Below are 22,251 nucleotides of genomic sequence, written 5' to 3'. Positions count from 1 at the left end.
ACATATTTTTCAATTTGAAAAAAACTGTCGTTAAGGATTCTTGAGGTAGATATAATTTATACCGGCAGATAAAAACAAAAAATGCAAACAGCTGCTACATCAATACGTCATTTAATACTTCGTGTTTTCTTATAATAGCTATGCCAAACCAGCCGGATTCAATCGTTAAAAAATTTAACCCGTTTTTTCTTCTTATGATTTTTTTCATAGGTCAGCTAATCATAAAATTGTATATTCCGAACGTTCGGGTCACTGACCCATTGATCGTTTCAGATCACTGCTTTCGCAGACATAACAAGAACCTTTAAAACAACAGCGCATGACCCAAAGCAGTCAACAAACTATCGACAAACGTCCCCTTACAAATTATGAAAGGGCAAAGGCTTACCGGCAACGAAAGATCAGTTTTCAATCTTTACTAAAGGATATTTTCCTGATGACGATAGGCATCTGCTCTGCAGCATTTGCATTAAAAAGTTTTCTTTTGCCCAGTAATTTTATTGATGGTGGTGCAACCGGTATTGCACTGTTACTGGGCGAAATAACCAACTTGCAATTCCCCGTTTTATTGCTGCTGGTAAATGCCCCGTTTGTTTTTTTTGGCTATCATACCTTGGGCCGTACGTTCTTTATTAAAACAACATTAGCCATTATTGGCCTTGCCTTAGCAACAGCATTCATCAGCTTTCCACATGTAACCAACGATAAGTTACTTGTTGCAAGTTTTGGCGGTTTCTTCCTGGGCGCAGGCATTGGTTTTGCCATCAGGGGCGGATCAGTGATTGATGGAACCGAAGTGCTGGCTTTGTTTTTAAGCAAGAAAGTTGGTGGCTCTGTAGGTGATATTATTTTAATGATCAATGTTGTTGTATTTTCTGTTGCCGCTTATATTTTGTCGATCGATACAGCTTTGTATGCGTTGATCACTTACCTGGCTGCAGCAAAAACAGTTGATTTTGTGGTAGAAGGTATTGAAGAGTACACCGGTGTTACAATTGTATCATCTCACTCAGATGAGATCAATGCAATGATCACACAACAACTGGGCAGAGGTGTTACCAATTATAAAGGCAAAGGTGGTTTTGGAACACAAGGGCACAGCAAAGAGAAAGATATTCTGTACACTGTAGTTACCCGTCTTGAGATCAGCAGTTTAAAAACGGAAGTTCACAAAATAGATCCTTATGCATTTATGGTGATGAATAGTATTAAAGATGTAAAAGGAGGATTGATCAAGAAAAGAAGACTAAAAGGTAACTGATAAAAGAATGTCTAAATGTCAACAACGCATCAACTGGACTGATAATTGATATACTACACTTAAACTTACAACTATGGTTAACCCCAAACACATCGCAACTTTCCTGCTGGGTGCAGCAGCCGGCTATGCCTTGTTCAAGTACAACAGCATGACTGATGAAGAAAAAGAAAAAATGTATGACGATCTGAAAGAGAAAGCAAATAAGCTGAAAGATGAGGCAGAAAAATCGTTCAACAAAGCCGGTGATTATTTTGAAGAGCTGAAAACAAAAGGCTCTGAGAATATGAAAGACTATATGAGCGAGGCGGAGAACATTTTTAATGACGTATTTAAGAAGAAACCGACGGAAGGCAACAGCAGTACTGGCAATGTTTAAAAAATCAGTTTTTTGAATGCCATAAGACTTAGTTAAGCCTTATGGCATTTCTATGCAATACCAAATTATCTATTAACTTTAGTGTTCTAAATTTTATGCCCATGTCATTATTTAAATCAGGTAATCCTACTCTTAGTGAAAAACATTTCGACCAAACCGGATCAGCTTATTCCGGCGATACCATGACCGTTCGTGGTACCATGAACAAATTTGGCTTTTTAATGATCATGGTAATGGCCGGTGCAGCTTTTGCATGGCAGTGGTTTGATGCAGGTAAAAGCATTTTCCCGTTAATGATCGGTGGTGCGTTGGGTGGGCTTGTAATTGCTCTTGTTATCACCTTTAAAAAACAATGGAGTGGTTATCTTGCTCCAGCTTATGCCATTGTTGAAGGTTTGTTTGTTGGTGGTATCTCCGCATATTTCAACTATATCTTCCAGGAAAAATACCCGGGCATTGTTACACATGCAGTGTTACTCACTTTTGCGGTAGCAGCAAGTATGTACCTGCTTTACACTTTACGCATTATTAAAGTAACAGAACGCTTACGTTCTATTCTGTTTGTTGCCACAGCAAGTATTGCTGTTTTTTACCTGCTCACGTGGGTTCTCAGTTTCTTCGGAATTAATTTTGGGTTCATGTCTGCCAACAACGGATCAATGTTCAGCATTATCTTTTCACTGGCAGTGATTGGCATTGCAGCATTTAATCTGTTGCTTGATTTTGATATGATCGAGAAAGGAAGTGAAATGGGTGCACCGAAATATATGGAATGGTATGGCGCATTTGGTTTACTGGTAACCTTGGTTTGGTTATACCTCGAAATTCTTCGTCTCTTATCGAAACTCAACAGCCGTAAATAATCATTACGTTTTTTCATAAAAGAATCCCTGCGCCTTGCGTGGGGATTTTTTTGTTGTGTACATCCTCTCCTTATCTCTCAAAAAGTTTTTCCTATCTTCCTTTTCTTAAATCAACTGCCGTATGTCTGATCAAAAGTTTCAACCCTTTGTTCCTGATGACAGCAAGATGGCCGAATTCACTGTTAAAAGTGTTTTGATTGGCGCTGCATTCGGAATCATCTTTGGTGCATCCACAGTTTATCTCGCATTGAAAGCCGGTTTAACGGTAAGCGCATCTATCCCAATTGCTGTACTTGCAATTGCGTTGGGAAAGCTCTTTCTTAAAACCACTATTCTCGAAAACAACATCATTCAAACAACAGGAAGTGCAGGTGAAAGTATAGCTGCCGGTGTTGTGTTTACGTTGCCGGGATTTCTCTTTTTATCGTCACCCGACAGTAGCAAGTATTTTAGTTATTTCACTATCATGACTCTCGCAATTTTAGGAGGGATGCTTGGCACCCTTATGATGATTCCCCTAAGAAGATCATTGATTGTTAAAGAACATGAAACATTACCCTATCCGGAAGGGACTGCCTGTGCAAGTGTTTTAAAAGCAGGTGAAAAAGGAGGAGACCTTGCAAGAACTGCATTTCTTGGAATGGGTGTTGCAGTTGTTTATGCAATTCTTCAAAAGTTATTTCATGTCATTGCTGAAGCACCTACCTATGTAACACATCTAAAAAACAAATATCTTCCTTCAGCAAGAGTGAATGGCGAAATAACTCCTGAATATCTCGGCGTTGGCTATATCATTGGCCCTAAAATTTCAGGAATACTTGTTGCAGGAGGTGTATTAAGTGCATTCGTCCTCACTCCGTTACTGGCTACTCTTGTTCCTGCAGATGCCACCTATAATCAACTTGTAAAACTTGGTTTAAATCCTGATAAATATGGTTGGAATTCAACAACACATGAATTTGGTAACAATGCCGAAGCAATTTACAGGGCTTTCATTAGGGTAATTGGTGCAGGTGCGGTAGCAGCAGGTGGATTTATCACACTTATTAAAACAATTCCAACAATCATCTCTTCATTTAAAGAAAGTGTCGGCGCTGTTAAAAACAAGGATGTTACTGTAGCTGTAAAAAGAACGGAAAGAGACCTTAACCTTAAAATTGTTTTGTTTGGCAGTATTGGACTGATTCTAATTATGTCACTCCTTTCCATCATTCCAGGAGGGAACGTTGGCAGCAGACTCTTGTTAGGATTGCTTGTAATAATCTTCGGTGCTTTTTTTGTTACTGTCTCTTCAAGAATTGTTGGCTTGATAGGAAGTAGTAACAACCCAATTAGTGGTATGACGATTGCCACTATCATGTCGACTTGCCTTGTTTTTCTCGCAGTGGGATGGAGCGGCCAAGCTTATGAGGCAATGGCTTTGGTGGTTGGCGGTATGATATGTATTGCCGCTGCAAATGCGGGCGCTACATCACAAGATTTGAAAACAGGATTTTTAGTTGGAGCTACTCCCCGAAATCAGCAAATTGCTCTTTTTATTGGTGCAATTGTTTCTTCAATCGTCATTGGCTGGACTGTAAAAATTCTTGATACTCCAACTGCAGAATTAGCTGCAAAGGGCGTACAACATGCTATTGGTGAGGTTTATGCTGCGCCGCAGGCAAATTTAATGGCAGTAATTATTAAAGGCATACAATCAAACAATCTTGACTGGCAGTATGTAATGGTAGGTGTTTTTATTGCGGTTGTATTAGAGTTATGTGGCGTAAAGGCTTTGAGTTTTGCAGTAGGTACATATCTTCCGCTTGCTACGACTTTACCCATCTTTATTGGTGGTTTTATAAGGGGTATAGTTGACAGACAAGCTAAAAAAGAAAATGGATCACAGGAAGACGATGACCTTAGTAAAGGAAATCTCTTTGCCACTGGCTTAGTCGCAGGTGGAGCATTGTTTGGTGTGTTAGCTGCAATCCTTACTGTTTTCTGGGAAGATGGAATGAAAGCAATTAATTTTGAAGAAAAACTCAGTCACAACCTTGGCGAAAGTATTTATATGCTCATGGGTGTATTATTTTTTGCAATCATGGCATTCATTCTTTACAGAATAGGAAGTAAAAAAGAGAAAATATTGAAAGAGTAATTAATGAGAATATAGCTATTCCCCAGTGGGAAAAAACAAAAGCCTCCTGTACGGAGGCTTTATGTTTTAAAACTACAACTATGCGAACGGGTTAGTAAGTACAAGATTTAATCAGATCAATCCAAAGAAAGAAGCAGCTGCTTTTGCAGGACGAAGAATAAAGAACTCCTGTGCAGGTCTTGCTGCAACCTCTTCATACAACTCAGTGTATTTATTGGTGATATTGGTGATGCTGTATTTGTAACGCATCTTCCAGCCGTTGTTCACTAATTGATCACGGTATTGTTCGTTCTCAATGACGTTTAAAATACCACGGCGGATATCAAGAATGTTATAAGGATTTACTTTGCAGGCTGCATCGTCTGAAATTTCATCCATCGGCGAAATGCGGCTTGTCACCAACGGACGACCAACTGCACATGCTTCAAGGATGGGTAAACCAAAACCTTCATAAGTTGAAGCAAACACAACCATATCGCACAACTCATACTGATGTTTCAATTGATCGAACGAAAGATTAGTATGTGTTTTAAAATCGATTTTATTTTCCTGGAGAATGAGTTGTGTTTCCACATCCAAACTGCCAATGATATGCAATTCACAATTCACACCTTTTAATGCTTTCGCCAGGTTGTGAATGTTCTTGTTTTCTTTTGTTCCTATCTGAAGAATACGTGGCTTTTGTGCATTGAATTTCTTTGGTGTAAACTCAAAACGTGGATCAAAAAAATTGGGAACCACCTTCACCTTATTGGCATTTACACCAGTTAAGTTGATGAGTTCACGCTTTGTTTTTTCGCTGATCACTGTAATGGTGTTGGCACGCCACATTGGTAATTGATACCAAAAGAATTTAAACAGCCAGTATTTAAAATTGGTCTTGCCGTACTTTGTTAAGAACACACAGTCGTGAATCGTCAACACAGTATTACGCTTTTTCATACCAAGTGATACATAATGAATATCACCCGTGATGTGATTGATCTGCGATTGGCTGCTGCGTGATTTGAAAATATTTGCGAAGATGTTGCGGATAGATGGCACCTCAACTTTGTTAGCTTTAATGCCGGTTGTTTCTGCAACCTGGGCCTGCACATTATCGAATAATGATTCGATACTGAATGCATGAAGCCTTTTTTTACGGAAGAAGTAAGATACTTCCATAGGAATTGGACGATGTTTGGTTTCTCAAATAATTGGACAATACAAATATAGACGGCATGTGCGCCTTAAACAATAGGAGTTTTCACCTAATAATCAGACAGTAATTTTACGAGATGCAGGGTGGGCCACACTTAATGTGTTGCACACCCGTTCTCCGTTATCAAATGAAATCCAATGGTTTAATGGACTGTTTTAAGATTGCATCGGCATCTGCGCCCATCCATTTGTTGAGAACAGTTGCGTACACCTGCTTGAAATCGAGTTGGAATTTTACGTCGCCGTCATCAAGGTTTGTTAGATCCGGCAATGGGTTATAAATACCTTGCTTTTTTAAACCACCGCCGATAAAGAACATATTGTTTGCTTTACCGTGATCGGTACCGTTGCTTGCATTTTGTGCCACTCTTCTTCCAAACTCAGAGAATGTAAACAACAACACATCATCAAAACGGTTATTTGCTTTCAGGTCTTTCACAAATGCTTTCACTGCATCATTCAACTCTGTAAACAAACGCTTCTGCTGACCTTCCTGGTTGATATGTGTATCAAAACTTCCGAGTGAAATGTAATACACTTTTGTATTGATCTCACTAAAAATCAGTGATGCAATTGTTTTTAATCCTTTACCCAAATCAGAGTTGGGATAGGTTTCTGCTGATGGCCGTTGCTTGCTTTGTTTGAAAATATAATCGGCACTTGAAATGGTTTCAGCCATTGTCTTGTATAGATAATCAACCGGTCGCTCATGTTCCTGTTGATGCTGCTTCATTATTTCTTTGAAGTAACGCTCCTGGCTCGTAGTGTACAAACGCCGTGGATCTTCAACGGCTATGCCTTTAATATCATTGCCTTTCAACGCAAGACTTAACACATCATCGATCTCTAATGCCTGTGTTGGTTTATCGCAACCTTTGCATTGGTCATCTAAATATCTGCCAACCCAACCGGTGTTCCAGTAATCACGACTGTCGCTTGCTGTGTGCCAGATATCCATACTGCGGAAATGACTTTTATCAGGATTGGGATAACCCACGCTGTTGAAAATACCCATGCTGCCCTCATCATACAAGTCTTTAAACGCAGTAAGTGATGGATGCAGACCTGCTTCATCTGTTAACGATAATGCTGCATTGCGTTGAATACCTAAACGTGGACGGTTGCGGTAATACAAATCGTTTCGATAAGGAATCACTGTATTCAAACCGTCATTGCCTCCGCTCAATTGAATGATGACGGTGACTTTATTTCCCGGAGGAACAAGCTTACCCGACTCAAATGCTTTTAAAAACTGCGGCATCAACATAGATGCTGTAGCAAGTGATCCTATCTGAAGAAATTCTTTACGTTGTATAAACATGAGGCCGGTTTTAGATTTTAGAATGACGATTGCAGATTTAAAATCCAACATCTGCAATCCGACATCAGAAATTGTTTAGCACATTTGGTATTCCGGTGTACACATCAACTGAATGATCGCTGTTTGAATATAGCGTTCACGTGATGAGGCATCTACAAATTTTTCAACAGTTGCTTTGTTCATTTTGCTGCTGTCGGTTTGCCAAACAAGTGATGCAATATTGCTGAGCAATTGTTCCCGAGATGTTTTTTCTAACTGCTTTAATGCAGGTTCCCATTTAATTGTTGTTTGCACTACTCTGCCCGGCATTTTTCCTGCACGGCCCATTTCCTGGTCGTCATCACTTTTTGCTTTGAATTGAAATGCTTCTTTTGTAGCCATCAATTGTGGAATACGCATGCGGAACATGAGTGATGAACTATCGATCCAGTTGAAACCACCGGGCCAGCCGGCAACGTTGGGCGGATAGAATAAAATTTGTCCCAGTACTTTTTGCAGGAACAATTGCGCATCCTCATTTTCAATCTGCATTGGCAAAGAACGACGAATACCCACCAGCAGATCAACAGGCGATTTTACTCTTGAACCAATATTTTTTTCCTCGTAAAACCAATCGCTCGTGAAAATATCTTTCAATATTGTTTTGATCTCGTAACCCGATTTGTAAAACCGATCGGCCAGCCATGTTACTTTTTCCCGGTCAACTTCTTCATTCACAAAAAACTTATACATCTTGTTAGCAATGTAGGTAGCTGTTTGTTTTTGTTCGAGCAACAGATCAAGAATATCATCACCATCAAAATTGCCTGTGCGGCCTAATACCGTCTTTGTGCCATCATCATGCTGATTAGCCCTGAAAATAAATTCACCATCTAATTTAAACTGCCAGCCTGTAAATGCACGTGCTGCTTCTTTAATATCTTTTTCGGTATAGTTTCCACGCCCCATGGTGAACAACTCCATCACTTCACGTGCAAAGTTTTCGTTGGGCTTTTGTTTGCGGTTCTGCTGATTATTAAGAAAAGCAAGCATGGCCGCACTGCGACTTACTTCTTTCAGCAATGTGCCGAAATTACCTAGTGCATTAGCACGAATGACACGTAACAATTCCTGTTGATAAAGTGAATTAAGATTCCTGCATGCAAAATGACCATGCCAGAAGAATGCCAGCTTTTCACGGAGTTGTTGCTCACTGTTTACCATTTCATCCAGCCATTCAAGATTAAGATTACGGATATCCTCTCTTGATTTTTTTTGCATTTGCTGTCGCTGCTCCTGCGTCATTTCTGTACGCCTGATACCATCAACCCCATTCATCAAACCATCAACAAAATTATTGGCGACTTTTATCGGCATAGGTTCTTTTCGTGATGCCTTTTCCAATGCCTCATATAATTTAACAGGAGAAGTTTTATTGAGATCGTTCCATTGCTCAACTGCGGGACCAAAACCTGCCCGCCATAACAAATGCTGATTTTTTAACTGTACTGATACGGCCATATAAAAATTATTGGATTAGGACTTGCTGAAATTCTGATAGTTTAATGATAAAACGAAAGAAATGAAAAAATCGTTTGTCGACGGCTTCTTCGTAAATTGAGGACATGAGGATTGGCCCATATAAATACCTTAGCCCCTTCATCTTATTTTTGGCAGCCTGGCTTGCATTTACCAACAAGGGCTCCGTCACTTTTTTACCTGTAATCTATGCCTTTGTATTTATTCCATTAATTGAGTTATTGATACGGCCCGATGTGAGCAACCTTTCTGCTGCAGAAGAAGAAATGGCGAAGGCAGATAAAACCTACGACTATATTCTCTACCTCATTCTGCCTTTGCAATATGTTTTGCTCCTTACCTTTTTATTCTCCTTGCAACAGGACGATCTCAGCACAGTTGATAAAGCAGGTCGTATCATCAGCATGGGTTTGCTTTGCGGCGTGTTTGGTATTAATGTGGCGCATGAACTGGGACATCGGGTAAACAAGACGGAGCAACTGATGGCAAAGGCATTATTGCTTACATCGCTTTACACGCATTTCTTTATAGAGCATAATAAAGGACATCATAAAAATGTAGCAACCCACGAAGATCCGTCCAGTGCAAGATATAATGAGAGTGTGTTTGCGTTTTACCCACGTACCTTATTGTTTACCTACTTAAGTGCATGGAAAATTGCCAACCAAGATGTTCAGAAAAAAGGAAAAGCAATTTTCAGCTTACAGAATGAAATGCTGCAACTGCAATTAGTTCAACTTTCATTTGTAATAACCATTCTTGCTGTATTCGGTTGGAAGATATTGGGGGCTTACTTAATTGCTGCTTTGATTGGGATGTTGCTGCTGGAATGTGTAAACTATATTGAGCATTATGGGTTAAGCCGCAAACAAACAGCCAGCGGACAATATGAACGCACCATGCCACATCATAGCTGGAACAGTAACCATGTTGTTGGACGATTGATGTTGTTTGAATTGAGCAGGCATAGCGATCATCATTATCTTGCCAGCAGAAAATACCAGGTATTACGTCATCATGATCATTCCATGCAAATGCCAACAGGTTACCCCGGCATGATGATACTGGCGCATATTCCTCCGCTATGGTTTTATATCATGAACAAACGCATAAAAAAAGAGGCACCGGTTGCGATGCCCCTTACAGGATAAATAGGCGTTCTTGTAATACGTTTATTTGATGATCCAGCGGGCACCAATGCCAATATTGTTGAGATACCCAAGGCCAAGGCTTGTGCCAAATGATACCCCTCGTGAAAACGATTTGCTATCGTTAGACTCTTGCTCAATATAATTGTATGATAAGGCTGCAAAATCAGCAAAGCGCAACTCTAAAAGAAAACGATCATTCCATTTGTAAGCAAGACCTGGGTAAACACCTATGGTGACATTGTAACGATCGTCATTTACCTTATTTGTTGCTGAACGGAATAATTGCCTGTTGTAGTTAAATGATGCTTGCGCTTCGCCGAATACAAAAAAGTTTTTTCCTAACGGTTTGTATTTCCGCATAAAGTATCCAAGGCCTGCATTAAAACTTTCTGAAAATTGGTCTGAAGCGAAAGGAATGTTGGTTCTGCTTTTCAATTTGCCATAACCCGCAGTTAATGTAAAACCGTTGAGCCTGTTTTCCGACTTTGCTTTGGCAAGAGACACAGACGCACCTAACATAAACCCCTTGTTGATTGTTTCTGATAATGGATATAAAGTATTGCTGTGTGCATTTTCAACATTGATCCCAAACCCAAAGACTTTGTTTCCTTTTTGAAACTGGGCTTTGGCATTAATGATCAGCAAAGAGGCAATTGCAAGTGTAAAAAATTTTTTCATGGCAGTTAAATTGATTTGCAGCAATGATAAAGCATGAAATTGACCCTAACTGCTAATGAAATGTTTCTTATAATAACTTTAAGAACTTCAGTTTTTCGTAGTTATACGGTCTATTTCTCAGTTATTCATCATTTAGCGCATTTATTAGCCCGTTTGCAGCAACGTTTCAAAAATTAATCTGCCGGCACTAACAGCTGTCAGTTAAAAAATTATAAATTCACCAGTCACTTTTTTTCACCTAAACCTAAACAACAACAAATGAAGAAAGTATCGGTATTGGCAGCAGCATCGCTGTTATTGTTTTTTGGATGTAGTAAATCTGTATCTGAGAAAGAAAACATTGAAGAAGAAGTTGAACAATCGTTGGCCGAAGGTCGTCGCTGTGCCAGTTACGAAGTGTTACAGGCTAAATTGAAAGAAGATCCTTCGCTCCAAAAAAGAATGGATGAAATTGAAGCCTTTACTGCCCGTTATGCGGCCCAAAACATAAATGGTAAACTGGAAGCAGACGGCGTAACTATGACCATCCCTGTTTATGTAAATGTTCTTTACAGAACGTCAGCTGAAAATATTTCTGATGCACAAATTGCATCTCAAATTGCTGTATTGAATGAGGATTTTGCAGGCTCAAACAGCGACGTCAATCTTACAAATACATATCAAACTGTAAAAGCAGGTACAACCAATATTAAGTTTGTTCTGGCCGGAGTTACCCGCAAACAAACTACAGTTACTTCATGGAGCACCAACGATGCAATGAAGAAAAGTTCACAAGGTGGTATCGATCCGACAAATCCAACTGCTGCCCTGAACATGTGGAGCTGTAACCTGGGTAGCTATTTGGGTTACGCACAGTTCCCGGGCGGCTCATCTGCTACAGACGGAGTTGTGGTTTTGTACAGCGCATTCGGCAGCAGAGCAAAAGAACCTTCCGGTACTTATATAAATACGTATGATCTTGGAAGAACTGCTACACACGAAGTGGGCCATTGGTTAAATCTGCGTCATATCTGGGGCGACAGAAGATGCGGTGATGATTTTGTTGCTGATACACCGGGGCATGATGGTGCAAACTATGGCTGCCCTGCTGCAAACACAACCAGCAAATGCAGTGGCAGACCAATTGAAATGACCATGAACTATATGGATTATACAGACGATCGTTGTATGTACATGTTTACCGCAGGTCAGGAAACACGTATGCGTGCAACATTTGCAACTAATGGTCCAAGGGCAGGTTTGCGTCCTTAATGGCAATTCGTAATCAACATGAGAAAGAAAAGCCCCTTGCAGTTTCTGCAAGGGGCTTTTCTTTTAGAATACCGATCCTGTTTTAGTTCAGCATATCCGCTCCAAAATATGGCTGCAGTACTTCGGGTATTTTAATCCCATTTTCTGTTTGATTATTCTCCAGCAGAGAAGCAAGAATTCTTGGCAAAGCCAATGAACTTCCGTTCAATGAATGAACCAATTGCATTTTACCATGCTCATCTTTAAAACGAACCTTCATGCGGTTGGTCTGGTAATTTTCAAAGTTGCTTACACTGCTGCATTCTAACCATTTCTTTTGTGCTGCACTCCAAACTTCAAAATCGTACGTAAGAGCAGAAGTAAAACCCATATCACCACCGCACAAACGGAGGATGCGGTATTTCAAGCCGAGATTCTGTAACAGCTTCTCAACATGTGCTACCATTTCATCCAACACCTCATAACTTTTATCAGGATGTACTAATTGAATGATCTCTACTTTATCGAACTGGTGTACACGATTCAACCCACGAACATCCGCACCAAAACTACCTGCCTCTCTGCGGAAACAAGGCGTGTACGCCGTCATCTTGATTGGCAATTCAGATTCCTTTACGATCTCATCACGATAAATATTTGTAACAGGTACTTCAGCAGTTGGGATCATGTAAAAATTATCTTCCTGCATGTGATACATCTGCCCTTCTTTATCGGGCAGTTGACCGGTACCGTAAGCAGATGCTTCATTCACCATGTAAGGTGGAATGTATTCGGTATAACCTGCCGCAGTATTGTAATCAAGAAAATAACTGATGAGTGCACGCTGCAACTTTGCACCTTTTCCTTTGTACACAGGAAATCCTCTGCCTGTGATCTTTACACCTAATTCAAAGTTTACAATATCGTATTGTTCAATCAACTCCCAATGCGGTTTTGCATCAGCATGCAGCACAGGTTCATTCCCGCCTTCTTTTACATTCACATTATCTTCTGCTGATTTACCAACGGGTACTAATGAAGACGGAAGATTTGGCAGACGCACCAACAACTCATTCAGCTTTTGTTCAACTGATGCGAGTTCTTCAGCAATTTGTTTGGATGATTCTTTATACTGTGTTACTTCAGTTTTCTTTTGCTCGGCTTCTGCTTTTTGTCCCTTGCCCATGAGCATACCAATTTCTTTGGAAGCAGCATTTACTTTTGCAGCCAGGTCATCATTCTCCAACTGTTTTTTACGACGCTGTTCATCTAATGCAATAATTTCATCAACCAATTCAAGGTTGGTAAAGTTTTTCACGGCTAAGCGCTCTTTCACCAATTCCCTGTTCTGGCGGATAAATGCCAATTGTAACATAACTCAAAAATTTGCGGCAAAGATAAGGTTGAAGTACGAGGTTAGAAGTAAGAGGCACGAAAACCCCGCCAGCAGCTATAAACTCTGGCAGTTTTTTGCAACTCACCTACTCTTCAGCATTTTTGTAAATACCAGGCTTATGTATCTGCATCCAACGATCTGTAAAAGTGAGTGGTTCAAACCCAAACTGCGCATATAGCCCATGGGCATCACGGGTAGCCAGCATCATTCTTCGTAACCCTTGCAGATCGGGGTGAGCCATGATTTCTTCCATCATCCATTTGCTCAAGCCCTGGCCACGATAGGCTTCATCAATAAACACATCGGCGAGATAAGCAAAGGTTGCTTTATCGGTAATCACTCTTGCAAAACCAATTTGCCTGCCTAAATGAAACACACCAAAAGAAATTGAATTGTCGATCGATCGCTGAACAGTTTCCATCGGAATGTTTTCTGCCCAATACGACTTCGACAGAAAAGCATGAATAAACTCAAGATTAAAAAAACTTGTTTCTGTTGTAATGGCGAAACCTTCCCGTTGCATAGTTATAGAATTTGTTTAGCTTAAATATTTTCCAACAATCGGCACCCTCCTGCCCACACCAAATGCTTTTGGAGAAACACGAATAATGGGACAGAACTGATTGCGTTTATATTCATTCACATTCACCATTTTCAAAATACGATCAACCAACGCTGCATCATAACCCATCGCTTTGATCTCTTTTGGTCCTTGTCGGCGTTCGATATATTGATACAACACTTTATCAAGAATGGAATAATCAGGCAATGAATCCGAATCTTTTTGTCCGGGCCTCAATTCTGCACTTGGTGGTTTGGTAATGATATTTGTTGGAATAATTTCTTCATTCCGGTTGATGTATTTCGCCAGTTCATACACCTGCAATTTGTAACAATCGCCCAGTACACCAATACCCCCGGCCATATCACCGTACAAGGTTCCGTAACCGGTTGCCAGTTCGCTTTTGTTAGAAGTGTTGAGCAGGATGTATCCAAACTTATTGGCAATAGCCATCAATAAATTTCCGCGGCTGCGGCTTTGAATATTTTCTTCTGCCAATGAAAAAGGCAAATCGTTGAAGATGGGTTTCAACTCTGTTAAGAATGCATCGTAAATATTTTTGATCGGCACAATATCATACGGGTTGCCGAGATTTTTACTCAACTGTTCTGCATCGCTTACACTATGATCTGTTGAATACTGTGATGGCAATAAAACAGCCCGTACATTTTCTTTACCCAATGCTGTGCAGGCGAGTGCTAATGTTACAGCACTGTCAATACCTCCGCTGCTTCCGAGAATGGCTTTACTGAAACCCATCTTTTGAAAATAATCCCTGATGCCGAGTACGATGGCATTGTGTATTTCAGCAATGCATAAGGTTTCATCTAAATGCGCTGGGTTAAATTCTTCGTTGGGTAATGTATCAGCAGTTGCAACAACCGGTTCTGCAAATGTGCCGTCATCGTTCAACTCAAAACCCACCAGTTCTTCATCAAACAACGATAAATGTTTGATCATGTTTGCATGCTTATCAAATACCAGCGAGCCTCCATCAAAAACAATTTCTGTTTGACTGCCGACACAATTGCAATACAGCATCGGCAGTTTGTACTTCTGTACATTCAGTTTTACAATTGCTTTCCTGTCTTCTACATGTGTGTAATCAAATGGCGATGCTGAAATATTCAACATCACATCCGGTTGATATTTCATCAATTCATCCATTGGACAAATGCGGTACAAAGGATTATCGCCGAGGTTCCAGATATCTTCACAAATAGTGATCGCTAATTTCTTTCCTTTAAACTCCACAATATTCCAATCGTAGGCCGGTTCAAAATAACGGTACTCATCAAACACATCGTAATTTGGTAAACAGGTTTTATGAACAACTGCCTTCACTTCTTTTTCGTACAGGAAGTAAGCCGCATTGTGCAGGTCTTTCCCTTCAACACGTTTGTTATGATCGGGTGCACCAATGATCACTGCAATGCTATCGGCATGTTGCCTGATCTTGTCAATAGCTTCATTACATTTATTGAGAAAGTCGTTGAACTCTAAAAAATCCCTTGGCGGGTAGCCACACACACTCAACTCACTAAAGAGAATCAACTCACCGCCCTGTGCTTTTGCCGCTTCTATTGCCTCAATAATCTTTTGGGTGTTGCTTTCGAAATTGCCAATATGATAATTTTGCTGCGCAAGAAATATTTTCATTCGCCTGTTTATTATTGATTTTTTTGCCGACTGGTATTCGTTGTAAAAATTATCTTCGCTTACGGTAAAGTTGCTTAATAATTTTTACAACTCATTTCATTCGCCAAATTTCACGAATTTCAGCCACAGAACCGCACAACAATCATATGAAATAACCATAAAAATGACCAATCTAACATATATCCAAAGAGATAATAATTTTTATGGTTATACTATTTGGCCAAAAAGCAATAACAATTAACACATGAATATTCCGTTAGTGAACAGCATGAAAAATCTCATCCCCGTTTTCTTCATTGTAACATTTATTGCGTGTAGCGATCAAACCCATGTCCCGGATGTTTCGGGCATCAAGGTTGATCTGAAAGTTGAGCGCTTTGAGCAAGACTTTTTTGGCATTGACAGTAACGCCACTAAACAGGGGCTGTCGCAACTGCAGCAGAAATATCCGACGTTTTTACCATTGTTCATCAATCATGTACTGGGTCTTGGTCCGGTGGTTGACAGTAACAGTCTTGCATTTGAAGGAAGCAAACGCTTTCTGCATCTCAACAAACCTGTCTACGATGCTTCACAAAAGTTGTATAAGAATTTCAGCAGCACTGCGGAAGAACTCACAAATGGGTTTCGGTATGTGAAGCATTATTTCCCCTCATATCAAATTCCAACGATCATTACAACTGTGGGACCAATGGATGCATTGGCACCAATGAGTAACAATGAGCCCAGCCCCAATTATCTGGGAGAAAATTTTCTGGCGATTGGTTTGCAGTTCTATTTAGGAAAAGATTATTCGATTTACAACGACCTTGGTTATATCAGCAGCATTGCACCGCAATACCGCAGCCGTCGGTTCAGCAAAGAGTTTATAGCAACTGATGTGTTTACATTGGTGATCGATGATCTGTATCCCGACAGCAGTAATCGCTATCCGTTGATTGAACGTTTTGTGGAGAAGGGAAAACGCTTGTACCTGTTGAATCAATTTCTGCCGAACAGTAACGACTCGTTGTTGATCGGGTATACCGGTAAGCAACTCAATTGGTGTAAAGACAATGAACGCAGTATTTATAATTTCTTTATTCAACAAAATCTGTTGTACGAAATTGATCCGGCACGTGTGCAGAATTTTATTACAGACGGACCAACAACACAGGGAATGCCTGAACAAAGTCCGGGTAATATCGGTGCATTTCTCGGTTGGGAAATTGTAAAGTCTTACATGAAGAAAAAACCTGAAGTAACGTTACAGCAGTTGATGAAAACATCAAACAAGACCATTTTTAATGAATCTGATTACAAGCCGCATTAAGCTGTTTGCGGCGGTTGGCCCATTTGTTTCATCATCTTAAAGTGAGAAACAATCGCAGCCCTCATCGTTTTAATTGAATTGTAAGGCAGTTTATATTCCTTACACTTCTGTTCTACAATTTTACTAATGGCAGGGTAATGAATATGACTGATACGTGGAAACAAATGATGCTCCACCTGGTAGTTCAAACCACCTGCAAACCATGATACAATTTTATTACGGGGAGCAAAGTTTGAAGTTGTCTTTATTTGGTGTACGGCCCATTCGTTTTCAATAAGCAGAGCTTCGTTAGGTCCTGCATATTCAAATTCTGTTTCTTCCACCACATGTGCCAGTTGAAACACGATCGCCAAAACAAAACCCAGCACGATTTCCATTACCAAATAACCAACCAACCACGGCACAAAACCAACCACCATAATTGGTAAAGCGATATAGAAAAATGCATACAAGAGTTTACTCACCCAAAAAACAATATGATCACTTGTCGTCATTTTCTGCATGGGTGTATTGTTCACTTTCTTTTTGAAGTATTTATCAAAATCAAGATAGGCAGCCCATGCCAACGAAGAAATAGCGTAGAGAAACACAACATAAATATGTTGATACTTGTGTGCCGGTTTCCATACCTGCGATTGACATTGACGCATTAAAGGACTTCGTGCAATGTCATCATCCACCCCATCCACGTTTGTGTACGTGTGATGAATGATGTTATGTTTGAACTTCCAGATAAATGCATTTCCACCCAATGCATTGATGGTATAACCCAATAAATTGTTTACCCATTTTTTGCTGCTGTAACTGCCGTGATTGGCATCGTGCATTACATTAAAGCCGATGCTTGCAAATACAATTCCCAACACCGCACATAACGTTAATGACAACCATACCGGCATAGATACAGTTAATAACAATATATAAATGAGTAGTGCTGCGGGGATTAAAACAATTGTTTTAAGATAAAGTTTGAAATTGCCCGTTTTCCGTGTGTTTGTTTGCGAAAAATAATTCTCTACTGCTTGTTTGAGATCAGAAAAGAAAACCGAGTTCCTGTTGTTGAAAGTAACTTTTGCCATTGAAAAAAGCTGCTTTATAGTACTAAAAATACAGCACACGAAGATACATTAAAAAAACAAGGAAATATTTTTGTGGAAGGCTCTTGTCAGGCTTATACTGTTAAAGTAAACAGTTAATTATTCTTGAATGGTGCAATCATCTCAAACATAGGAATGTTTACCTTGAATTGCTTTTTGGTATGCAGGTTTTCCATGCTGTAATTGCCTTCCATTTTACCCATTTCGGTTTTAAGGTTGCAGCCACTCACATATTGGTACTGATCACCGGGAAGTATTACAGGCTGCACACCCACTACTCCTTCACCATCAATTTCTTTGTACGAGCCATTGCTGTCGAAAATGTTCCAGTGACGTTGGAGAAGTTTTACCGGGAAAGTATTATTGTTTTCGATGGTAATACGATAGGCAAACATAAATTCAGCAGCAACCGGATCGCTGTAATCAGGTTGGTAGTATGTTTCCACACTTACCTTAACGCCTTCTGAAATTTTGAAAACCATGTATTAATTTGCTATAAAAATAATCGAATTTTAGGGAACTACCGCCATTGAGATGAAGAATGGCTTAAAAACAACTATCATCTACATGCCAAAAACAACACATAAATATACGAACGGAGAAGTAACCATTGTTTGGAAACCGGATACTTGTATTCATTCAACTCTTTGCTGGAAGGGATTGAAGGAGGTATTTGATCCTAAGAAACGGCCCTGGATCGAGCCAAATGGAGCAACAACCGAACAAATTATTGAGCAAGTGCGTAAATGCCCAAGCGGTGCACTAACTTATTATATGAATGATGCGGAAGATGCAGGATAAGATTGATGACTATTTATCGAACCACCATCCCATATTGGTTTTGCTCAACAGCCAGGTAACAGACATACCCGCAACTAATACGGAGGAAACTACCATTAAAATAATGGCCCGCTTTTTCTTGCGTCGGCGGCTTGTTGATCCGGAAGCATCATAAAACAGAAAGAAACTCCAGATCAGGGCTCCAAAAGCCAGGAAAAAGAAAAACTTGAATAGTTCAAGCCTTGCTGTGTATGCGCCTAAAAGAATGATTGACATCACGGGTTAGATGGTTTGGTTGACTTATCGTGTTGTTGTAAAAATAAATAAATCCATGCTTGCAGCAGTAGAAAACGTTAGCCGGCCTTTTTTGTTTTGCTGTAGCCATTCTTGAGCAAGTATTGAACTACTTTATCCCGGTGGTCACCCTGCACAATAATTTCACCATCCTTTACTGATCCACCACTACCGCACTGGTTCTTTAATAGTTTACCCAGCTTTTCAGCATCTTCGTCTGTTCCAACAAAACCATCAACCAACGTTACTGTTTTGCCTGCCCTGTGTTTTGTTTCCAGTTTTACACGCAGATTTTGCTGAGCAGGTGGCAGCGTTTCTTTTGCCTGTTGTTCCTCATCTTCAAAACGGAAATTGGGATCGGTGCTAAAAACGAAACCGCCTTTATCGGGTTTAAATTTCTTACTCATGATTTTTCGTTTACTGTTCAACAACTGCCTTTAGACTCAGATCAAGACTGCGTGCCTGGTGAATGAGTGCGCCTACACTCACGTAATCAACATCTGATGCTGCATACGTTTGAATGTTTGAAAGATTTATTCCGCCGCTTGCTTCTGTTTCAATTTGTTCACCTATCAACGCAACGGCCTCTTTTAGCTGTTCCGGTGTAAAGTTATCTAACATTATGCGGTTCACTTTACCTGTTGCCAGTACTTTTTTCACGTCATCCAGGTTTCTTGTTTCCACTTCAATTTTTAAACCCGGTTTTACCTGTTGCACATAGTTGTATGCTTTTTCAATAGCTACTTCTATACCACCACAATAATCAATGTGATTATCCTTCAGCATAATCATATCATACAACGCAAACCGATGGTTATGTCCACCACCAATTGCTACCGCTTCTTTTTCAAGTAAGCGGAAATTTGGTGTTGTTTTTCGTGTATCGAGAATACGTGTTTTGTAACCAACTAGTTTATCAGAGTATGTTTTGGTGAGTGTTGCAATGCCGCTCATCCGTTGCATACAATTCAACACAAGACGTTCGCATTGGAGAATTGTATGAACAGTTGCTTCCACTTCAAAAGCTGTTTCGCCAAACTCCATCGTATCACCATCTTTTTTGTAAGCTCGAAAAACAATATCCGGTTGCTGAAAACGAAATATTGTTTCAGCCACTTTCATACCGGCAAGTACACCGGCTTCTTTTATTTTCAAAACGGCTTTTCCTTTTGCTTCAGGTGAAATACAACTTAGTGTTGAATGATCTCCTTCACCAATATCCTCTTTTAATGCCGAAGCAATGAGCTGTTGCAACAGTTCATCATAGTTTGCTACCATAACGCAAACGTACAGGAAATTTTTGTTCACTGTTATGTACGAAAAAGCCCTCCGTCAATCGGAGGGCTCATCGTTCTTATCTTTCCCGTTTGCCTGATTATTTTTGCTCAAACTCCACACCTTGAATCAACTGCTTATCACCTTTGGTACGCATATAAACAGTGGTGCGGTACGTACCTCCTGCTGTTGTTAAGGTACCAATGATAAAGTTTGATGAAGGATTGCTGCCTGAGTGTTGCACTTCAAAATTCTTCACCTTATTCAGGTTAAAGAAATCTTTAATCACAAGTTCGGCTTGTCCTTTACTGAAAGCGTTGCTTTTGCCCGGCACAGTTACATCAATTGTGTTATCGAAATACTTCGACATTTTTTCAACGTTACCCGTTTTAAGGGCAGCAACAATATCATCCTTCTGTGTAAAGGAAACTGTTAACACAGCCAGGAACATCAGGATGGTTATTTGTAAAAAGTAATATTTTTTCATTTAGTCAGGTTTGATTCATTTATTACGAAAAACATGCCATAAAACCACTTAACAGACGTATAAAGGTAATGATCGGTTGCCTGTGTTCGTAAACGAATGATTTTGACCCAAATAAAGTAATTTTGGCCGTATGACAAAGAAAAAAGCAATCCTTGTAATAATGGATGGATGGGGCCTCGGGCAGGTACCCGCCGCAGATGCAATCCAAAACGCCAATGTGCCGTTTGTTAGTAGTCTTTACAGCCAATATCCCAATACTACCCTGGTTACCTGTGGTGAAGCCGTTGGTTTACCCGATGGACAGATGGGTAACAGCGAAGTAGGTCACCTGAATCTTGGAGCAGGCCGGATCGTTTACCAGGAACTTCAGCGTATTCATGTTGCCGTTCGCAGTGGTGAGTTTGCCGGTAACAAGACCCTCAACAACAGCATTGATTATGCCATCAACAATAAAAAAGCACTTCATATAATCGGGCTGGTGAGTGATGGTGGTGTGCATTCGCATACAAGTCATCTGAAAGCTATCACCACTTTGTGTAAAGAGAAAGGTTTCAGCAATGTGTTCATTCATGCATTTACTGATGGTCGTGATACAGATCCCAAAAGCGGATTAGCTTATTTAACCGATGTGCAGCAGCATCTTACTGCCACTACCGGTGTTATAGCGTCTGTTACCGGTCGTTACTATGCAATGGACCGAGACAAACGTTGGGAGCGTGTGAAACTGGCTTACGATGCATTAGTAAATGGCGTTGGTGAAAAAACAACAGATGTGTTGAAGGCTGTAGCTGCTTCTTACGAAAGCGGAGTAACAGATGAGTTTATGAAACCTATTATCAATTCCAATGCTCCCGACTCCAATATCAAAGATGGCGATGCTGTGATCTGTTTCAACTTCCGTACCGATCGTTGCAGAGAAATAACACAGGTGTTAACACAAATTGATATGCCTGAGTTTAACATGAAGAAACTCGATCTTCATTATACCACCATGACGGAGTATGATAAAACATACAAGAACGTTCATGTGATATTTGAAACGGATAATCTCAGCAAAACATTAGGTGAAGTATTAGAAGAACATGAACGCACACAGATACGTATTGCCGAAACAGAAAAATATCCGCATGTAAGTTTCTTCTTTAGTGGAGGAAGAGAAAAACCGTTTGAAGGTGAAAAACGCATCATGATTCAATCACCAAAAGTGGCTACTTATGATCTGCAACCCGAGATGAGTGCAGTTGAAGTAACGGATGCCATTGTTCCGGAGATTGAAGATGAAACTGCCGATTTTATTTGTCTGAATTATGCCAATGCTGATATGGTTGGGCATACTGGTATTTTTCCTGCAGCAATAAAAGCAGTTGAAACAGTTGATGCTTGTGTGAAGCGTGTGGTAACTGCAGCGTTGAATCACGGCTATACTGTTTTTCTTACAGCCGATCATGGTAATGCTGATTATATGATCAATGAAGATGGCACCCCTAACACAGCACATACACTTAATCCTGTTCCTTTGTTTGTGATCGACCGTTCATGGAAAGGAACCGTGAAAGCCGGGAAATTGGGAGATATTGCACCATCCATTCTTACAATGATGGGCTTGCCGGTGCCAAAAGAAATGACCGGTGATGTATTGATCGATCAATAA

22 protein-coding genes are annotated in these 22,251 nt (G+C 40.1%); 9 read left to right on the top strand and 13 right to left on the bottom strand.

Annotation, left to right across the window (positions count from 1 at the left end):
* The first annotated feature begins 319 nt into the window (after positions 1–319).
* From VK159_RS13335 to VK159_RS13320, 4 genes are all read left to right on the top strand, one after another.
* Complete coding sequence (locus VK159_RS13335; RefSeq protein WP_324230644.1) at positions 320–1,261, top strand: YitT family protein; 942 nt, start codon at positions 320–322, stop codon at positions 1,259–1,261.
* Between the two features lie 73 nt (positions 1,262–1,334).
* Positions 1,335–1,637, top strand: coding sequence for a YtxH domain-containing protein (locus VK159_RS13330; protein WP_324230643.1), 303 nt, complete (start codon positions 1,335–1,337; stop codon positions 1,635–1,637).
* 101 nt (positions 1,638–1,738) lie between these two features.
* Positions 1,739–2,500, top strand: coding sequence for a Bax inhibitor-1/YccA family protein (locus VK159_RS13325; protein WP_324230642.1), 762 nt, complete (start codon positions 1,739–1,741; stop codon positions 2,498–2,500).
* Positions 2,501–2,621: 121 nt separating this feature from the next.
* Entirely contained in the window at positions 2,622–4,640 is a 2,019-nt protein-coding gene (locus VK159_RS13320; RefSeq protein ID WP_324230641.1) for an OPT family oligopeptide transporter, read from the top strand.
* Positions 4,641–4,751: 111 nt separating this feature from the next.
* On the opposite strand, the gene VK159_RS13315 is transcribed toward VK159_RS13320, so the two are convergent.
* The 3 genes from VK159_RS13315 to VK159_RS13305 form a co-directional block, all read right to left on the bottom strand.
* Complete coding sequence (locus VK159_RS13315) at positions 4,752–5,804, bottom strand: glycosyltransferase family 1 protein (protein WP_324230640.1); 1,053 nt, start codon at positions 5,802–5,804, stop codon at positions 4,752–4,754.
* 160 nt (positions 5,805–5,964) lie between these two features.
* Positions 5,965–7,161: a DUF1501 domain-containing protein gene (locus VK159_RS13310; protein ID WP_324230639.1), complete on the bottom strand. Its 1,197-nt coding sequence runs from the start codon at positions 7,159–7,161 to the stop codon at positions 5,965–5,967.
* A 75-nt stretch (positions 7,162–7,236) separates the two neighbouring features.
* On the bottom strand, positions 7,237–8,661 hold the full coding sequence (locus VK159_RS13305; RefSeq protein WP_324230638.1) for a DUF1800 domain-containing protein: 1,425 nt from the start codon (positions 8,659–8,661) through the stop codon (positions 7,237–7,239).
* Positions 8,662–8,765: 104 nt separating this feature from the next.
* On the opposite strand from VK159_RS13305, the gene VK159_RS13300 reads away from it, so the two are divergent.
* Positions 8,766–9,830, top strand: a complete 1,065-nt coding sequence (locus tag VK159_RS13300) for an alkane 1-monooxygenase (RefSeq protein WP_324230637.1) — start codon at positions 8,766–8,768, stop codon at positions 9,828–9,830.
* A gap of 21 nt (positions 9,831–9,851) precedes the next feature.
* Here the strand turns inward: VK159_RS13300 and VK159_RS13295 are convergent, their stop codons facing one another.
* The gene (locus VK159_RS13295; protein WP_324230636.1) at positions 9,852–10,508 is read right to left on the bottom strand and encodes a hypothetical protein; all 657 of its coding nucleotides are present in this window, start codon (positions 10,506–10,508) and stop codon (positions 9,852–9,854) included.
* Positions 10,509–10,766: 258 nt separating this feature from the next.
* Between VK159_RS13295 and VK159_RS13290 the strand changes: the two genes are divergently transcribed.
* Positions 10,767–11,759 carry a zinc metalloprotease gene (locus VK159_RS13290; protein WP_324230635.1) on the top strand — a complete coding sequence of 331 codons (993 nt, stop codon included), beginning with the start codon at positions 10,767–10,769 and terminating at the stop codon, positions 11,757–11,759.
* Between the two features lie 82 nt (positions 11,760–11,841).
* Here the strand turns inward: VK159_RS13290 and serS are convergent, their stop codons facing one another.
* The 3 genes from serS to VK159_RS13275 all read right to left on the bottom strand — a co-directional run bounded on the left by serS (position 11,842) and on the right by VK159_RS13275 (position 15,355).
* Entirely contained in the window at positions 11,842–13,113 is a 1,272-nt protein-coding gene (serS, locus tag VK159_RS13285) for a serine--tRNA ligase (protein WP_324230634.1), read from the bottom strand.
* A gap of 106 nt (positions 13,114–13,219) precedes the next feature.
* Positions 13,220–13,657 (bottom strand): GNAT family N-acetyltransferase, encoded by a 438-nt coding sequence (locus VK159_RS13280; RefSeq protein ID WP_324230633.1) that lies wholly within the window; start codon positions 13,655–13,657, stop codon positions 13,220–13,222.
* 15 nt (positions 13,658–13,672) lie between these two features.
* Positions 13,673–15,355: an NAD+ synthase gene (locus VK159_RS13275; RefSeq protein ID WP_324230632.1), complete on the bottom strand. Its 1,683-nt coding sequence runs from the start codon at positions 15,353–15,355 to the stop codon at positions 13,673–13,675.
* Between the two features lie 244 nt (positions 15,356–15,599).
* Between VK159_RS13275 and VK159_RS13270 the strand changes: the two genes are divergently transcribed.
* Entirely contained in the window at positions 15,600–16,667 is a 1,068-nt protein-coding gene (locus VK159_RS13270; RefSeq protein ID WP_324230631.1) for a hypothetical protein, read from the top strand.
* On the opposite strand, the gene VK159_RS13265 is transcribed toward VK159_RS13270, so the two are convergent.
* Both VK159_RS13265 and apaG read right to left on the bottom strand, forming a co-directional pair.
* Entirely contained in the window at positions 16,664–17,746 is a 1,083-nt protein-coding gene (locus VK159_RS13265) for an acyl-CoA desaturase (RefSeq protein ID WP_324230630.1), read from the bottom strand. The two genes, VK159_RS13270 and VK159_RS13265, sit on opposite strands and share 4 nt — an antisense overlap.
* A gap of 113 nt (positions 17,747–17,859) precedes the next feature.
* Positions 17,860–18,246, bottom strand: a complete 387-nt coding sequence (gene apaG, locus VK159_RS13260; RefSeq protein WP_324230629.1) for a Co2+/Mg2+ efflux protein ApaG — start codon at positions 18,244–18,246, stop codon at positions 17,860–17,862.
* An 85-nt stretch (positions 18,247–18,331) separates the two neighbouring features.
* Here apaG and VK159_RS13255 point away from each other — a divergent pair, with 85 nt between their 5' ends.
* Positions 18,332–18,565, top strand: coding sequence for a (4Fe-4S)-binding protein (locus VK159_RS13255; RefSeq protein WP_324230628.1), 234 nt, complete (start codon positions 18,332–18,334; stop codon positions 18,563–18,565).
* Positions 18,566–18,574: 9 nt separating this feature from the next.
* Here the strand turns inward: VK159_RS13255 and VK159_RS13250 are convergent, their stop codons facing one another.
* The 4 genes from VK159_RS13250 to VK159_RS13235 all read right to left on the bottom strand — a co-directional run bounded on the left by VK159_RS13250 (position 18,575) and on the right by VK159_RS13235 (position 20,600).
* On the bottom strand, positions 18,575–18,820 hold the full coding sequence (locus tag VK159_RS13250; RefSeq protein WP_324230627.1) for a hypothetical protein: 246 nt from the start codon (positions 18,818–18,820) through the stop codon (positions 18,575–18,577).
* A 77-nt stretch (positions 18,821–18,897) separates the two neighbouring features.
* Positions 18,898–19,245 (bottom strand): translation initiation factor, encoded by a 348-nt coding sequence (locus VK159_RS13245; RefSeq protein WP_324230626.1) that lies wholly within the window; start codon positions 19,243–19,245, stop codon positions 18,898–18,900.
* A 10-nt stretch (positions 19,246–19,255) separates the two neighbouring features.
* Entirely contained in the window at positions 19,256–20,116 is an 861-nt protein-coding gene (gene nadC / locus VK159_RS13240) for a carboxylating nicotinate-nucleotide diphosphorylase (RefSeq protein ID WP_324230625.1), read from the bottom strand.
* A gap of 97 nt (positions 20,117–20,213) precedes the next feature.
* Positions 20,214–20,600, bottom strand: a complete 387-nt coding sequence (locus tag VK159_RS13235; protein WP_324230624.1) for a DUF4783 domain-containing protein — start codon at positions 20,598–20,600, stop codon at positions 20,214–20,216.
* A 130-nt stretch (positions 20,601–20,730) separates the two neighbouring features.
* Here VK159_RS13235 and gpmI point away from each other — a divergent pair, with 130 nt between their 5' ends.
* Positions 20,731–22,251 carry a 2,3-bisphosphoglycerate-independent phosphoglycerate mutase gene (gene gpmI, locus VK159_RS13230; RefSeq protein WP_324230623.1) on the top strand — a complete coding sequence of 507 codons (1,521 nt, stop codon included), beginning with the start codon at positions 20,731–20,733 and terminating at the stop codon, positions 22,249–22,251.

It is taken from the genome of Lacibacter sp. (assembly GCF_035299325.1).
Lineage (GTDB): Bacteria > Bacteroidota > Bacteroidia > Chitinophagales > Chitinophagaceae > Lacibacter.
Note: the sequence above shows the minus strand (reverse complement) of the source record. Positions and strands in the feature narration are given on the sequence as shown.